This window comes from Nocardia wallacei (assembly GCF_029868745.1).
GTDB lineage: Bacteria > Actinomycetota > Actinomycetes > Mycobacteriales > Mycobacteriaceae > Nocardia > Nocardia wallacei_B.
Map to the genome: position 1 here is coordinate 1 of NZ_JARWOP010000256.1, position 14,712 is coordinate 14,712.

General features: G+C 69.9%; 14 protein-coding genes. 10 read left to right on the forward strand and 4 right to left on the reverse strand.

What is annotated here, in order from left to right; genetic code table 11:
- On the forward strand, window positions 1-1,567 hold a 1,567-nt coding region (locus QH470_RS23150; RefSeq protein WP_280274456.1), incomplete at its 5' end, for a helix-turn-helix transcriptional regulator.
- 3 nt (window positions 1,568-1,570) lie between these two features.
- Here the strand turns inward: QH470_RS23150 and QH470_RS23155 are convergent.
- Window positions 1,571-2,164: a TetR family transcriptional regulator gene (locus tag QH470_RS23155; RefSeq protein WP_280274457.1), complete on the reverse strand. Its 594-nt coding sequence runs from the start codon at window positions 2,162-2,164 to the stop codon at window positions 1,571-1,573.
- A 158-nt stretch (window positions 2,165-2,322) separates the two neighbouring features.
- Between QH470_RS23155 and QH470_RS23160 the strand changes: the two genes are divergently transcribed.
- From QH470_RS23160 to QH470_RS23190, 7 genes are all read left to right on the forward strand, one after another.
- Window positions 2,323-2,943 (forward strand): hypothetical protein, encoded by a 621-nt coding sequence (locus QH470_RS23160; protein ID WP_280274458.1) that lies wholly within the window; start codon window positions 2,323-2,325, stop codon window positions 2,941-2,943.
- 168 nt (window positions 2,944-3,111) lie between these two features.
- Entirely contained in the window at window positions 3,112-4,521 is a 1,410-nt protein-coding gene (locus QH470_RS23165; RefSeq protein ID WP_425302766.1) for a glyceraldehyde-3-phosphate dehydrogenase, read from the forward strand.
- Between the two features lie 144 nt (window positions 4,522-4,665).
- Window positions 4,666-4,956, forward strand: a complete 291-nt coding sequence (locus tag QH470_RS23170) for an acyl carrier protein (RefSeq protein ID WP_280274460.1) — start codon at window positions 4,666-4,668, stop codon at window positions 4,954-4,956.
- Window positions 4,953-6,050, forward strand: coding sequence for an acyl-CoA dehydrogenase family protein (locus tag QH470_RS23175; RefSeq protein ID WP_280274461.1), 1,098 nt, complete (start codon window positions 4,953-4,955; stop codon window positions 6,048-6,050). Before QH470_RS23170 ends, QH470_RS23175 begins: the two co-directional genes overlap by 4 nt.
- A complete protein-coding gene (locus QH470_RS23180; protein ID WP_280274462.1) occupies window positions 6,047-7,066 on the forward strand; it encodes an HAD-IIIC family phosphatase in 1,020 nt (339 codons plus the stop codon). The genes QH470_RS23175 and QH470_RS23180 overlap by 4 nt, the downstream gene beginning before the upstream one ends.
- Window positions 7,063-8,892, forward strand: a complete 1,830-nt coding sequence (locus tag QH470_RS23185) for a non-ribosomal peptide synthetase (RefSeq protein ID WP_280274463.1) — start codon at window positions 7,063-7,065, stop codon at window positions 8,890-8,892. The genes QH470_RS23180 and QH470_RS23185 overlap by 4 nt, the downstream gene beginning before the upstream one ends.
- 78 nt (window positions 8,893-8,970) lie before the next feature.
- Complete coding sequence (locus QH470_RS23190) at window positions 8,971-9,897, forward strand: 3-hydroxyacyl-CoA dehydrogenase family protein (RefSeq protein ID WP_280274464.1); 927 nt, start codon at window positions 8,971-8,973, stop codon at window positions 9,895-9,897.
- Here the strand turns inward: QH470_RS23190 and QH470_RS23195 are convergent.
- Together QH470_RS23195 and QH470_RS23200 are read right to left on the reverse strand one after the other, a co-directional pair.
- A complete protein-coding gene (locus QH470_RS23195) occupies window positions 9,867-10,406 on the reverse strand; it encodes a hypothetical protein (RefSeq protein ID WP_280274465.1) in 540 nt (179 codons plus the stop codon). The two genes, QH470_RS23190 and QH470_RS23195, sit on opposite strands and share 31 nt — an antisense overlap.
- A gap of 49 nt (window positions 10,407-10,455) precedes the next feature.
- Window positions 10,456-11,370, reverse strand: coding sequence for a helix-turn-helix domain-containing protein (locus tag QH470_RS23200; protein WP_280274466.1), 915 nt, complete (start codon window positions 11,368-11,370; stop codon window positions 10,456-10,458).
- A gap of 188 nt (window positions 11,371-11,558) precedes the next feature.
- On the opposite strand from QH470_RS23200, the gene QH470_RS23205 reads away from it, so the two are divergent.
- Both QH470_RS23205 and QH470_RS23210 read left to right on the forward strand, forming a co-directional pair.
- Window positions 11,559-12,749: an FAD-dependent oxidoreductase gene (locus QH470_RS23205; protein ID WP_280274467.1), complete on the forward strand. Its 1,191-nt coding sequence runs from the start codon at window positions 11,559-11,561 to the stop codon at window positions 12,747-12,749.
- Window positions 12,750-12,820: 71 nt separating this feature from the next.
- On the forward strand, window positions 12,821-13,228 hold the full coding sequence (locus QH470_RS23210) for a hypothetical protein (protein WP_280274468.1): 408 nt from the start codon (window positions 12,821-12,823) through the stop codon (window positions 13,226-13,228).
- Window positions 13,229-13,254: 26 nt separating this feature from the next.
- Here the strand turns inward: QH470_RS23210 and QH470_RS23215 are convergent.
- Window positions 13,255-14,712: tetratricopeptide repeat protein (locus QH470_RS23215; protein WP_280274469.1), on the reverse strand; the 1,458-nt coding region annotated here is incomplete at its 5' end.

The window sequence follows — 14,712 nt, forward strand, 5'->3', positions numbered from 1 at the left end:
GGGGCGGCCGGCCCGCCACCGCGGCGCCCGGCCCGCCCCCCCCCCCCCCGGCGGCGGCCCCCGCCGGGGGGGCGCCGCCCGCGGGCCCTACGACGCGGGTGAACTCGACCGCGCCACCGGCTGTGCCACGGCCGCGGCCGATCTCACCAGCAGCGCGGACACGCTCGCCGAGGCCACCTGGATACGGGCGCAGCTCGCCTACGAACGCGAATCGCCCGCGGCGGCCGCCGAGCTGATGGTGCGGGGCGCCGCGCCGATCGTGGAAACGCTACCGGCGCAAGCTGTCTCGATGCTCACCGACGCGATCGGGTGCGCCAAGGACGGTGGCGCGCACGACCTGGTGCGGGCCGCCGCCCGGTTGCTCGCCGCCGTCCCTCTCGAACCCGGCTCCGAGCTACGCCCGGTGGTCGACGGAATGACCGGGCTGGCAGCGCTTTTCGACGGAGACGCCGCCGCGGGCTACACCGGCATGCGCGCGTTCGTCGCCGCCGCGCGGGAGGGCCGCTCGGTCGGCCGGGTGGAGTTGGTGCTGGCGGGCTACCTGGCGCTGATCGTCGACGACCGCGCCGCGATCGAGATACTGACCGGCCTGGTCGCCGACGCCCGCCGATCCGGCGCGCTGGGCTGGCTGCCCTACGCGCAGGAACCGCTCGCCATCGCGCTGCTGCTACGCGGCCGATTCCGCGACGCCGAGGCCGCGGTGACCGAGGCCCTATCGGTGTCCGCGGATCTCGGCCAGGACACCAAAACGATGACCATGAGCGCCATTCCGGCGTGGCTGGCCGCCGTCGCCGGAGATGCCGCCGCATGCCGTGCCCACGCGGAAACCATGCTGCGCAACCGGACTCGCCATCCGACCAATGCCGCCCTGGCCACCTGGGCGCTGGGCCTGCTCGAACTCGGCGCCGGACGGTTCGAGGCCGCCGCCGACCACTTCGACGCGGTGTGCGCCGGCCCGGCCCGCCGCGATTTCCTCGTCCGCGCTGTTCCCGATCACGTCGAAGCGGCCGTGCGCAGCGGCCGGACCGCCTGCGCGGCACGCTATCTGGACACCCTGACCGACTGGGCCGAGCACACCGGGCAGCCCGCCGCGGCCGCCCTGGTCCACCGCTGCCGGGCCCTGCTGTCCGCAGACCCCGAAACCCATTACCGCGCAGCGCTACTGCGGCACGACGAGGACGACTGCCCGTACGACCACGCCCGCACCGCACTGCTGTACGGCGAGTGGCTGCGCCGCCAACGCCGCCGCACGGACGCCCAGGCTCGGCTGACCGCGGCCCTGCACGCCTTCGAGCGGATGGGCGCCGCGGGCTGGGCCGAGCGAGCGGGCGCCGAACTGGCCGCCCTGGGCGATCGGCCGGTCGCCCGGCCCCACGACCACGACCCGACCGCCCGGCTCACACCCCAGGAACTCCAGGTCGTCCGGTTGGCGGCGGCTGGGCTCAGCAACCGCGACATCGCCGCCCAGTTGTTCCTCAGTCCCCGTACGGTCAGCCACCACCTGTACCGCGCGTATCCGAAACTCGGTGTCACCAAGCGCACCGAACTCGCCCGGCTCGCCCTGTGACGGTCAGCCGCGCCGCAGTCCGGTGAAGGTGACGGCCAGCGCCAGCAGGCGGTCGGTGAGAACCAGGGGATCGGGTTCGCGCTCGCGGTCGGCGAGCAGCCAGTCGTCGATGACCGCCATGACCCCGCCGACCACGAAGGTTCCGGCGATCGCCGCGTCCGGCGGCGGCAGGGTGTCCAGGATCGGCACCGGGGTCTGGCGGTGCAACTGCTCGAAGGATCGGATGGCGGCGGTGCGGAGGGCGAAATTGCACGAACCGGTGACCAGCGCCCGATAGAAGCGGTGGTACCCGGCCAGATGCCGGGCGGCCGCCAGCACCCGGGCCCGCAACGTGTCGATGCCGAGATCGGGGAACAGCGGATACAGCTCGCGCTCGGCCAGATCCATCGCGGCCGCGGCGAGCAGCGAATCGCGGTCACCGAACTGCAGATACACCACCTGTCTGCTGACGCCCGCCGCATCGGCGAGGTCGGTGACCGCGATCGATGTCGTGCCGCGTTCGGATACCAGCCGCACCGCGGCGGCCAGCAGGGCCGCGCGAGTGCGTTGCACACGGCGGTCGCCGACGGCCGTGACCTGCGAAGACTCGGACGCCATGGCTTCAAGATAGACAGCTGTGAGAAAATTGACAAGTGTAAAATAGAGTATTAAATTCTCCGGCGAGTGCAAGAAGGTACTCGAAGCTTTGCCAACCGGCCCAGGTCGCCCGAGTAGTACAGCCCCGGCGGCTCCCGCCGGGAAGGGACGTCCGCATCGTGGCTGACGACAGCATGCACACGGCCGATTTCTACGCACGCGGTCTCGAGGGGACCGGCCTGGGCCGCGTGCACCGGCTACCGGGTATCGAACCGCTACCTCGCCCGCGCCCGGCGCGCTACCGGCTCGACGTGGTCGCCACCGACATCGTGGACGTCATCGAGCACGCCGGCGGCTGGCTGTTCGACCGGGCGGTGGCGGGCTGGGAGGTCACGGTGCTCGTCGTGCACGGCCGCGACGCGCGCCCGCTGCGCATCCTCGGCGCCGAGATGCTGGAACTGGAGCCGGTGCTCGCCGCTCGCGGCGGTGGCCGCCTCCCGCAGGCGCTGGCGGTCGCCGCCGATCTCTGCACGCACGACTCGCGCACCCGGCGCGGTCTGCTGAACGCGCTGGGGCACAAGGCAACCGAGGTCGTACTGTGGGGCGACGGCTGGCCGCCGGGCCCCGCCCACGACGCCACGCCGGTCCTGCACACGCTCAGCGTCGCCGCGCGCGCCTTCAAGGCGCATGCCCTGACCGCCGCGGGCACGCCGACGGTCACCGGCGCGACGGAGAGTTTCCTGCGTTCCGGTCTGCCCACCGGTCCCTCGCCCGGCGCGGATCTGCGGCCCGCCTCCTGACGGTTCGGTCCGCGCGCCCTCCGCGTCCTCACCGGTGGGTACGCGGTCTCGGTGATATCTCGGCCCTCATTAGCATCGGTGCTGCGACCCCATCGAGGAATCCGAGGACCTGCCTTGACTACCGAACACCTTGACCGCTGGAACGCCCAGGAAGCCGCCGCGGAGGCGATGATTCCCCTCATCGGCACGTTGTATCGGGCGAAGGGCGTGACGATTCTGTTGCACAGCCGGTCGCTGGTGAACAAATCGGTGATCAGCATTCTGCGCACGCACCGCTTCGCCCGCCAGATCGAGGGCGAGGAATTGTCGGTGGACGAAACGCTGCCCTTCCTGCGCGCGCTGAGCGAACTGGATCTGGGGCCGTGCAAGATCGACCTCGGCCAGCTCGTCACCGCCTATCGCGCCGACGCGCGCGGGATGTCGGTCCGCGAATTCGCCGAACAGGTTCTCACCGAGGTGACCAATGGCAACAAAGCGCGGTCACCGGGCCCGCGGGATGTGGTGCTGTACGGCTTCGGCCGCATCGGGCGGCTGGTCGCGCGGTTGCTGATCGAGAAGGTCGGTTCGGGCAACGGGCTGAATCTACGCGCCGTGGTGGTGCGCCGGGGCGGCGACGGCGATCTGGTGAAACGCGCGTCGCTGTTGCGCCGCGACTCGGTGCACGGACAGTTCAACGGCACCATCAAGGTCGACACCGGCAACGACACGATCATCGCCAACGGGAACGTTATCAAGTTCATTTACAGCGACGATCCGTCGGCGGTCGACTACACCGAATACGGGATAGCCGACGCCATTCTGATCGACAACACCGGCAAATGGCGTGACCGCGAAGGATTGTCGCAGCATCTGCGCCCGGGCATCGCGAAGGTCGTGCTCACCGCGCCGGGCAAGGGCGACGTGCCGAATATCGTGCACGGCGTCAATCATCGCGACCTGGATCTGTCGCAGCGAATCTTCTCGTGCGCCTCGTGCACGACCAATGCGATCGTGCCGCCGCTCAAGGCCATGGACGACGAATACGGCATCGTGCGCGGCCACGTGGAAACGGTGCACTCGTTCACCAACGACCAGAACCTGCTGGACAACTATCACAAGGCAGACCGCCGCGGGCGGTCCGCGCCGTTCAACCTGGTGCTCACCGAAACCGGCGCCGCGTCGGCGGTCGCGAAGGCGATGCCGGACTTCAAGGCCAGAATCACCGGCAATTCGATTCGCGTTCCCACCCCCGATGTCTCGGTCGCGATCCTGAATCTGCAACTCGAACGGGAGACGACGAAAAACGATGTGCTGGAGTATCTTCGCGGCGTTTCGCTCGCCGGGCCGTTGAGCCGCAACCTCGATTACACCGCCGCCACGGACGCGGTCTCCAGCGATTTCATCGGATCGCGCGCGGCGTCGATCATCGACGCCAATGCCACGATCGTCGAGGGTGACACCGCGATCCTGTACGTCTGGTACGACAACGAATTCGGCTATTCGTGCCAGGTGGTGCGGACCGTGCAATACATCTCGGGCATCGAGTACCCGATCTACCCGCGACTGGACCGCGCGCTCACTGCCGCCGACGCGCGGTAAATCCTTCGCCCGAACGGCCGGTAGCGCGGGAGCCGCCGTGCCGTCAGCCCGTGGAAACCGGGTCTTGCCGGTGATCACCGCCCGTGTTGTGGTGATCTGCGGGCGACGGCACAGGCTACTCGCCGCCGAGACGAGGCTGGAGAGGTGAGGGTGGTCGCGGAACACGTGCAGCCGACGGCGGAACACCGCGCGGGGCCGGTGGCGGAACTGCTTTCGTACTTCGGCTCGATCGCCTCGGTCGAATTGACCGCCGACGACGACATTTTCGCGCTGGGACTGGTCAATTCGCTGCGGGCGCTGGAGATCGTGGTGCACGTGGAGCAGACCTACGGCATCACGGTCGAGGTCGAGGATCTCGATCTCGGCAACTTCCGCACCGCGGCCCGCGCGGCGGCGTTCGTCGAACGCAAGCGGTCCGGGACCGGGCAGCCGTGATCGACGTCGACAAGGTGTTGGCAGCCGCCGAGACCGACGCAGCCCGGTGGGACCGCGACGGTGTCCCCGACGAGATCCTCACGCTGGCAGGCGGTTCCGGTCTGCTGGGCGCGGACCGTCCGGCCGAGTTCGGCGGGGGCGGCCTCGATGCGCACGAACTCGGCCGCTTGGCCGCGACGCTCGGCGAATACTGCACGAACCTGCGCTCGCTGGTCACGGTGCACACCATGGTCGCCGCGGCGGTGGACCGCTGGGGCACCGCCGACCAGCGCGCCGACTGGCTGCCCCGGCTCACCGGCGGCGGTCTGATCGCGGCGCTGGCGGCGACGGAAGCCGGTGCGGGGACCGAGCTGTCCGCTGTCACAACGACTTTCGAGCCCGACGGCACCGACCGGCTGGTGTCCGGGCACAAACTGTGGGTGACATTCGGGCAGGCCGCCGACGTGTTCCTGGTCCTGGGCCGTGCGGCGGGCGGGCTGTGCGCCGCGCTCGTGGACCGCGACCGCCCCGGCGTGTCCGTGGAGCCGGTACGGGATCAACTGGGCCTGCGGGGCGCTCGCGTGGCGCACCTGCGCTTCGACCGGGTCCGGATACCCGCCGCGCAACTCATCGCGCCGCCGGGATTCGGCCTCTCCCACGTCGTGGGCACCGCGCTGGATCACGGCCGGTTCACCGTGGCGTGGGGCTGCGTCGGGCTCGCGCGGGCCTGCCTGGCCGATGCCGCCGGGCACGCCGCCGGCCGCGTCCAAGGCGGCGCCGCCCTCGCCGACCATCAGCTGATCCGCGCCACTCTCGGCCGCTGCTGGGTGGAAGTCGCGGGCGCGCAGGCACTGTGCGAGCGAGCGGCCGTCGCGCGCGTCGCCGGATCGCCGGAATCGATCGTCGCGACCATCGCCGCCAAATACGCGGCGGCGCGTGCCGCCGCCGCGGTGAGCGAGCAGGCGGTGCAGGTCCTCGGCGCGGCCGGCTGCGCGCCCGACAGCCGCGCCGGCCGGTTCTACCGCGACGCCAAGGTCATGCAGATCATCGAGGGAGCACAGGAGGTCGCCGAGGTGGCCATCGGGGAACGAGTGCTGCGGGGTGGCGCGTGGTGACGGTGAAATGCCTGGTCTGGGACCTCGATGACACGGTGTGGCCCGGTGTCGTGCTGGAAGCCGACGGCGGTGAGCCGAAACCCGAAGCGCTGCACGCGATCCGGGTCCTCGACGAGCGCGGCATCCTGCACGCCGTCGCCAGCCGCGGCGAAACATCGGCGGCCACCGCGCATCTGCGCCGGCACGGACTCGAGGACATGTTCTCGGCGGTCGAGGTGGGCTGGGGCCCGAAGTCGGAGGCGATCCGCCGCATCGCCGAATCGCTGCGCATCGGCCGCGAATCGATGGCGTTCGTCGACAACGATCCGGTCGAACTGGCGGAGGTGGCGGGCTCGTATCCGGAGGTCCGCTGCTATCCGGCCGACCGTATCGCCGAACTGCCGCAGCTGCCGGAGTTCACGCCCGCGGCGATCTCGCCGGAGGCTCGGCACCGCCGGTCGTACTATCGCGCCGAGCACGCGCGCCGGATCGGGGAGGCCGAATTCACCGGCCCCGACAGTGCCTTCCTCGCCTCGCTCGACCTGGTCATGACCGTGCGCCCGGCGTCCGAGGAAGATCTGGTGCGCGCCCACGAACTGACCGTGCGCACGCATCAGCTCAACACCACCGGCATCACCTTCGACATCGGCGAACTGCGCGAGATGTGCGCCTCCCCGCGGCACGAGGTGCTGGTGGCCTCGCTGCGGGACCGGTTCGGCGGCTACGGCACCATCGGGCTGGCGGTCTCGGAACTGCGCGGCACGGACTCGGTGCTGGTCCTGCTGCTCATGTCCTGCCGAGTGATGTCGCGGGGGGTCGGTACGGCGCTGATTCGCGAGGTAGTGCGGCGCGCCCGGGCCGCAGGTCGCCGTCCCGCCGCGGAATTCGTGACGACACCGGTGAATCGGGTGATGCTGGTGACCCTGCGCTTCGCCGGTTTCGAGGTGGTCGAGTCCGCGAGCGACCGCATTTTGCTCGCCTGCGCCGCCGCACCCGAGGAGATCGGCGGCACCGGCCATGTCGAGGTGGTTCGATGACCGACCTGCTGGAGGGAATTCTCCGCCAAGCCGGGCGGGTGCCCGGCCGCACCGCCCTCGTGGTCGGTGACCGGTCGCTCACCTTCGGCGAACTCGACACGGCCACAGCGGTTCTCGCGCGCCGCCTGGTCGCCGCGGGGGTACGGCCCGGGCAGGCGGTCATGGTGTGGCAGCGGCAGAGCCTCGACACCCTGATCGGCATGATCGCGGCGCTGCGTGCGGGGGCGGCCTGGTGCGTGGTCGAGCCGGGCCGCCCGGCGGCGGCGGTCCGTGCGGTGGTGGACGCCGCGAGGTGCACCGCGGTGCTCGTCGACGGGCGCGACCCGTTCACCGTGCCCGGCGAGGTGACGGCACTGCTGGCCGGGACAACCACCGCGCCGGTGGTGCTCGAGGTCGACGACGACGCCGAGCCGCCGGACGTGGCGCTGCCGCCTCCGCCACCCGCGCGGGCGCCCGCGTACGTGATCACCACCTCCGGTTCGACGGGCGACCCCAAGGCGGTCGTCGTGTCGCGGGCCAATCTCGCCGCCATGATCGGCTCGCGGCCGTTCGAGCACACCGACGGCGCGCTCGTCACCTTCGCCGCCATGCGCCTGATCTGGGACGGCTCCCTCGCGGCGCTCGCCTGGGCGCTCGTCGTCGGCGGGACGAGTGTGCTGCCCGATGCCCGGATGCTCCCCGATGTCGACGCGGTCGCCGAACTCGCTGTCCGGCACGGCGTTTCGCATTTCGTGGCGACGCCGTCGTATTACCGGCTGCTGCTGCCGCGCCTGGCCGGGCTGCGGCCGACGCTGCGGATGGTCACCGTCTGCGGGGAGCCGGTCTCCGCGAGCCTGGTCGAGCAACATCGCGCGACGCTGCCCGGGGCCCGGCTGCACAACGAGTACGGACCCACCGAGGCGACTGTCACCTGTATCTGCCACCTCGTGCCGGAGGCGTCCGGGAGCGTGGTGCCGATCGGGACGCCGACCGACGGCACGACGGCCCACATCCTCGACGGCGCACTGCGACCCGCGCACCAAGGCACCCGCGGTGACCTGTATCTGGGCGGCGCGCAGATCGCCGACGGATACGCGGCGCAACCCGGACCGACCGCGACCCGGTTCGTGGCCGACCCGTTCTCGTCCGAGCCGGGCGGCCGGATGTACCGCACCGGAGACCTGGCGCGCGTAGATGCCCACGGCGACATCGAGTTCCACGGCCGCGCCGACAGTCAGGTGAAGGTGCGCGGGGTGCGGGTCGAACGCGCCGCCGTCGAGGCCGTGCTGGAGCGGCATCCGGCCGTGCGCGAGACCGTCGTGCTGGACGCGGCCGACGCCGAGGGCACGGTGTACCTGGCCGCGTTCTGGATACCGGCCGACGGTCCCGCGCCGTCGATCGCCGCGCTGACCGAGTACTGCGCCGAACACCTTGCGGCGGAAGCGGTTCCGGAACGATTCGTGACGATCGACGCCCTGCCGATCGCGGCGGGCAGCAGCAAATTGGACGAGGCGGCGCTGCGGGCGCTGCTGAGCGCCGCACCCGAGCGCCGCCCGGGGCCGTCTCGAGAACGCTGGACCGACAGTGAGCGGGCGGTCGGCGAGATCTGGTCCGAGGTGCTCGCGCACGACGAATTCGACCGTGACGACCGGTTTTTCGATGTCGGTGGCAACTCCCATCGTGTGGTGGCGCTGCATCTGCGCCTGGAGGCCCGGTGGCCGGGCGCGATCTCGGTGGGCATGCTGTTCGACCTCGACACCGTGTCCGCGCAGGCGGAAGCGCTCGCGCCGCACGCCCCCGCAGTCGCCGCGGCGGCAACGCCCGCGCCGCTGGTCTTCGAGGTGTGAGGACGTCGTGACCGTGCGTACCGCAAGCGACGACGGCTGTGAGCGTGGGGAAAACCGGTGCGCGGCAACGGTAATGCGATGAGTGAGGGTGAGGCAGGGACGGTGACCGGCAATGGGGATGCCCCGATGGACGGGGACGGCATCCGGGTCGTGGCGGTGATCGGCGCGGGCACCATGGGCGCCGGTATCGCGCAATGCCTGGCGCAGGCCGGGTACGAGGTCGAGGTGGTCGAGCCCGACGGCGACGCCGCCGGACGCGCCCGCCGCGGCCTGGCCGACGCCGTGCGCCTGGCGCTGCTGCTGGGGCGCGGCGACCGGCACACCGCCGCCGGTGCCACCGGGCGGGTGCGGTGGGTGCGGCGGATCGATGAGCTGGGCGAGGTCGATTTCGTCATCGAATGCGCCACCGAGCGGATCCCGTTGAAGGAGAAGCTGTTCGGCGACCTGGACCGGCACTGCCGCGCGGACGCAGTCTTCGCGTCCTGCACCTCCGCCATCCCGATCGCGCGCCTGGCCGCCGCGACCGGGCGACCGGACCGCGTGCTGGGCCTGCACTTCATGAACCCGGCGCCGTTGACGACCGCGGTGGAGGTGGTGCGCGGCGAGCGGACCGCGCCACTCGCCCTGGCCCGCGCCACCGCCCTGGTCACGGCGCTCGGCAAGGAAGCGATCGTCGTCGGCGACCGGCCCGGCTTCGTCCTCAACCGGGTGCTGATGCTGTCCATCGCGGAGGCCGCCGCCACCCTCGACACCGGCACGACCGCCGAGACCGTCGACGCCCTGTTCGAGCAATGCCTCGGACACCGGATGGGCCCGCTACGCACCGCCGATCTCATCGGCCTGGACAACGTCGCCGACACCCTCGAGGTGCTGCGGGAGGAGACCGGCGAGACGCATTACCGGGTTCCACCCGCGCTCGCCGCACTCCTCGACGCCGGGCATTTCGGCCGCAAGACCGGACAGGGATTTCACGATTATCGTGACAGCGGCCCGAACTCGACATAGTCGGCCATCGCCGCGACGGCTTCGTTCCGCCGCTCATCCCGCAGAATCGGGAGATCGGTAACGAAATCCAGCGATTGCCCGGCACGGAGCGGAGGCGTGGTGAAATTCGGATCCAGCACCACGACCTCGTCGGGTCCACCCGCGGTCCATCCGAGTTCGTCGGAGCTGCACAACATTCCGAAAGACCATTCCTCGCGGTATCTCCGCCGCCGCATCTTCTTCCGTCCGGGCAGCCGGGCGCCGGGTGGCGCGGCCGGAACCAATTGCCCCGAAGAGAGTTCTCGTTTGCCGCCGAAGACGACCTGCTGCTTGGTTTCATTACCCAGGTCGATGACCGCCAACCGGTCCCGGGTGCCGAGGGGATGTGGCCGGACCTCGACGATTCGTGCCACCACCACACCCTGCGTCCGCCGGGGTGGGCCGGCGTCGCCGGCCGGCGCGGACACAGCGTGCCGATGGTTCTCGAGCAGCGGCTCGTCGTTGAGTCGCGGCCGTTCGGTCAGGTACATGAAAACCTTTCATTGTGTGGGATGTACCCATGTGATTTCGGGGGTGGAACTACGGGATCAGGCGCTCGAGCGTAAGCGCCGCCAAGTGACGGTGATCCTCGTCCATCAGCGACATGCCCAAATGGGTCGACGAACCCGGCTCGATGAAGCCGATCAGATCGTCCGCGCCGATATACGGTTTGACGTATTGATAGAGAATGGGACTTTGCGCGCGGAAGCTTGCCACGTCCAGCCGGAACAGGCAGAAACCGACATAGAACAGATCCGCGGCCACGCTGAAGGTGCAGCGATCGATGTCCTTCGAACTCAGCTGCTGACGAACGAGCAACGCACGGAACTTCCCGACGAGCGAATCCATATCGCGCATCTTCGGCGACAGCACGAAACGATAGCTGCGCTTCTTGGAGAGGTTTTCGGCGACGACCGTGAGGAAACGACCCACGGCCACGCCCTCTTCGATCTCGCTCTCCACGCGGACCAGGTCCGCGTCGAGATCCATTGCGGCGATGGTGCTTTCCTTGCTGTACCGCTCCAACTCGAGGGCCTGATCCTGGTCGAGCATGCCGGAGAACGTAGTGGGCCGCTTCGCGGCGGTCTGCACCGCCACGCCGATCTGATCGGCGATGATCGACCCCACCTTCGACACGAACGCCGACTGCGCGGCGATATCCGCGCGACTGGAGGCGAGACTCGCCTCCATGTAGCGAGCGAGCGGCCCGTAATCGAGGGTGCCCGTCGGCCCGGCGACGGCGTCCTCGCCGAAGATGAGGTAATCGAGCGAGACCTGGAACAGATCCGAGATCGCGATCAGCTTGTCCAGCCCCGGCGTCGTCTGCCCCCGGATGTACTGAGACAGTGCCGCGGTCGTGATTCCGAGTTCGGCGCACACCTGCCGCCGGTTACCCCGGTACTCGCCCTCGTCGATGAGACGCTTGAGTGTGGCGGCGAGCTTCACCTCGCGCATGGCTGTCCCTCTCAGGTACAACGCGGGTGAGCGGGGCAAATTTTGCCCCGCTCGAAATCAAGCGGAGCTTACCAGTTCGGGAAGAGTTGTCGAGTGCTGCTTGACAACCCGGCGCGTCGGCGGCACTCTCGAGTTGTCAGGGCCTGGCAGCGGGGAGGCCCCTGATCCGGTGGAAGAGGGTGCTTCCGATGTACGACCTCACCTCCGGCGATATCGAGGCATTCGAGCCGGAGACTTTCGTCGAGACGGCGTTGCGCACGGGCCGGGCGGTCGTGGTCGGGCACGGCATCACCGGTCATCAGGTCGTGTACGACCTGGTCGCGGCCGGGCGTCGGGCAGCGAAACCGATACGGGTGCTGTGGATCGCCGATCGCCACGACCAGCGGGTCGCGAGTTTCGGTGCCTGCGGATGGCATATGCCCTTTCTGACCGGTGATCCGAGGGTCGCCGCTTGGGCGCAGCGATCCCTGCGTGGATGGCACATGTTGTCGGAGTTGGGTTTCGGCGATTACGTCACGCGCGCGGAGAGCGTCTTCCTCACCCGCGAGCGCCATCGCCGACTGCCGGCCGGGTGTCCGGGTAACGCCATCGCGGCCGATCCGCTGGACTTCTCGGCCCCGTTCTACAGCCGGGCCACCTTCGTCGACGACGGGTCGATCATCTCCACCTGCGCCCTCATGCCACGGTTGCACGACGCGGTGGGCGGCCTGCCCGGTGTCACCCCGCTCGTGCGGCACCTGCGCGACCTCGATGAATTGCTCGGCGTGACAGCGGAATTCGGTGCCGAGGTGGCCTGCGTCGCGGCCGGTGACAGGGCGCAGTTCCTGCTCGACGACAAGCGCATCGAGGGCGATCTCGGCGTCTTGCTGCTCGTCGACGCGGCGAAGGTCCCGGCGCCCTTCGACCGGATCGTGCTGCGCGACGAGGATCGCGACCACGAGCTGACCTACAGCATTCCGCACCGCGCCTGCGGGCATATCTGCCTGGGCGGAGCGTCGGGCAGGCTGGTCACCGAGCCCGAGGTCTACGCCGAACTCGAGGACGGCATCACCGATCCGGCCCGCGCGCCCCGCTACATCACCGAGACCGTCGAGGAGATCCGGGACCGAGTGCTCGAACGGCTACCCGTTTTCGGCGCGGCACTCGACGACGGCGACTACCGCTTCTGGTACGGATTGCGGCCCGCCGCGGAGCGCGCCGTGGCGGAATGGTTGCCGCGCAGCAACACCGGGCATATCGGCGTCCTGCATCTCGGCGGGCTGGGCGGCTCCGGATTCACGGTCGTCCCCGCGTTCGTCGAGGACGGCCTGTCCATCGGCAGGCCCACACCGGATATGGAAGCCCATTTCGGCAGGCCCACACCGGTGCACTCGTCCTAGCGCGAGCGTGTTCGCAGCGCGGATGCCTGGTAAAATTTTCCGAGGTGCCGCGTCCGGGAGGTGCGCCGTTCATGAAACGCTGCGAGGTCGAGTCACGGCTGACGGTAGGTTTCACACCCGCCGTGACGTCGCTGATCGATGTGCTGGCCGACGCGCGGGCCGTCTCGCAGGGTGACCTGATCCGGACAGCGGTGATCACGATGCTGGACGCCTTCGACGGTGTCGGCGACACTCGCGCGCCGTTCGCGAAGGCCGACAATACCTGTCCCGCAGCCGAACCCGAGGATTTCGATCCGCTGACAGGCGCGGTGGACCGGTGCGCGGGGCCGCGTTTTTCCGAGCCGGCCCAGGTCTACATCGACTCGCCCGACAGCGAACGGCTGGACGAGCTGTGCCACGCGGTCCGGCTGAGCCGCGCCCGGGTGATCCGGCTGGCGGTCGACCGGTACCTCTTCGACGAGGTCACGAAAACGGCTTAGCGGCAAGCTCTTTCGCCGCGGCGTCCTCACGCCGGAGACGGCCGCGATTCCAATGCGGCCAGATACGCCGCGGCGGTGACGGCCTCGGGCGCTCCGATCCGCTGGTAGATGTCGATCGCCTCGCGCAGTTCGGCGGCATCGTCGCTCTCGCCCAGGCCCACTCGGCACCGGGCCAGGCCCTCGAGCGCGCGGGCCTGGCCGAGCTGGCTGCCGATCTCGCGGGCGACGCCGAGCGCGTCGGTGAACATGCGCAATGCCACACCGAGCGCACCGGTTCCCAGCAACAGCTTCCCGATATCGACGAGCACTTCGGCGGCGCCGCGCTTGTTGCCGAGTTGCAGGAACAGCGCCAGCGCCTGCCGGTGCAGGTCGACGGCTTCGGCGTGGAGTCCGGTGCGGGTGCGGACGATGCCGAGGTTGTTGAGCGCGTTCGCTTCGCCGAGTCGGTTGCCGAGTTGGTGGTAGAGCGCGAGTGCTTGGCGGTGGAGGTCGACGGCTTCGGCGTGGAGTCCGGTGCGGGTGCGGACGATGCCGAGGTTGTTGAGCGCGTTGGCTTCGCCGAGTCGGTTGCCGAGTTGATGGTAGAGCGCGAGAGCCTGCCGGTGCAGGTCGACGGCTTCGGCGTGGAGTCCGGTGCGGGTGCGGACGATGCCGAGGTTGTTGAGCGCGTTCGCTTTCCCGAGCCGGTTGCCCAGTTGGTGGTAGAGGGTGAGCGCGCGCCGATGCAGATCCGCCGCCTCCAGATAATCGCCTGTCTCCTCGTGCACATTGCCGAGGTTGTTGAGCGCGTTGGCCTCACCGAGCAGATTTCCGAGCTGGTGATAGCGGGTCAGCGCTTGCCGATGCAGATCCGCCGCCACGGCATAATCGCCGGTGGCCTCGTGCACATTACCGAGATTGTTGAGAACGTTCGCCTCGCCGAGCCGATTACCCAGCTGCCGGTACAGACCGAGCGCCGCCTCGAATCGATCGACCGCCGCGGTGTAATCCCCGGCGCGCCAGTGCACCGCCCCCAGGTTGTTCAGCGCGTCGGCCTCGGCCAGACGGTCGCCGAGTTGCCGGGCCGCGGTGACCGCCCGTCGATGCAGTTGGCGCGCCAGCGGCCAGGGCCCGTCGCTGTCGAGCAGCCCGGCCAGCAGTCCCGTGAAGGTCACCATCCGCGCCCGGTCGGCGTCAGCGATGTCGTCCAGGCACGCCAGTAGATTCTCCCGTTCCAGCCGCATCCATTCCAGCGCCGCGATCTCATTGGCGAATTCCCGTGCGGTGGCGGACTTCTCGACGCGGGCACTCGCGGCCGGCGGCGACCACCGGGCCAGCCAGCGGTCCGCGGCTATGGCGCTGTGCTGGTAGTAGTCGAGTAATCGCGCACGGGCGCCGGCACGATCGTCGCCGGGTTCGTCGTCGGCGAGGGGGCGCGGGCGCAAGCCGCCCCGCGGGGGGGCTGGCGGGCCCCCCCCCCCCCGGCGCGGGCGGCCGGGGGGGGG

Coding starts and splice junctions, on each gene's coding strand:
- QH470_RS23195 (WP_280274465.1), bottom strand. CDS start 10,406: ATGTACCTGACCGAACGGCCGCGACTCAACGACGAGCCGCTGCTCGAG.
- QH470_RS23200 (WP_280274466.1), bottom strand. CDS start 11,370: ATGCGCGAGGTGAAGCTCGCCGCCACACTCAAGCGTCTCATCGACGAG.
- QH470_RS23165 (WP_425302766.1), top strand. CDS start 3,112: ATGATTCCCCTCATCGGCACGTTGTATCGGGCGAAGGGCGTGACGATT.
- QH470_RS23205 (WP_280274467.1), top strand. CDS start 11,559: ATGTACGACCTCACCTCCGGCGATATCGAGGCATTCGAGCCGGAGACT.
- QH470_RS23210 (WP_280274468.1), top strand. CDS start 12,821: ATGAAACGCTGCGAGGTCGAGTCACGGCTGACGGTAGGTTTCACACCC.
- QH470_RS23190 (WP_280274464.1), top strand. CDS start 8,971: ATGAGTGAGGGTGAGGCAGGGACGGTGACCGGCAATGGGGATGCCCCG.
- QH470_RS23185 (WP_280274463.1), top strand. CDS start 7,063: ATGACCGACCTGCTGGAGGGAATTCTCCGCCAAGCCGGGCGGGTGCCC.
- QH470_RS23155 (WP_280274457.1), bottom strand. CDS start 2,164: ATGGCGTCCGAGTCTTCGCAGGTCACGGCCGTCGGCGACCGCCGTGTG.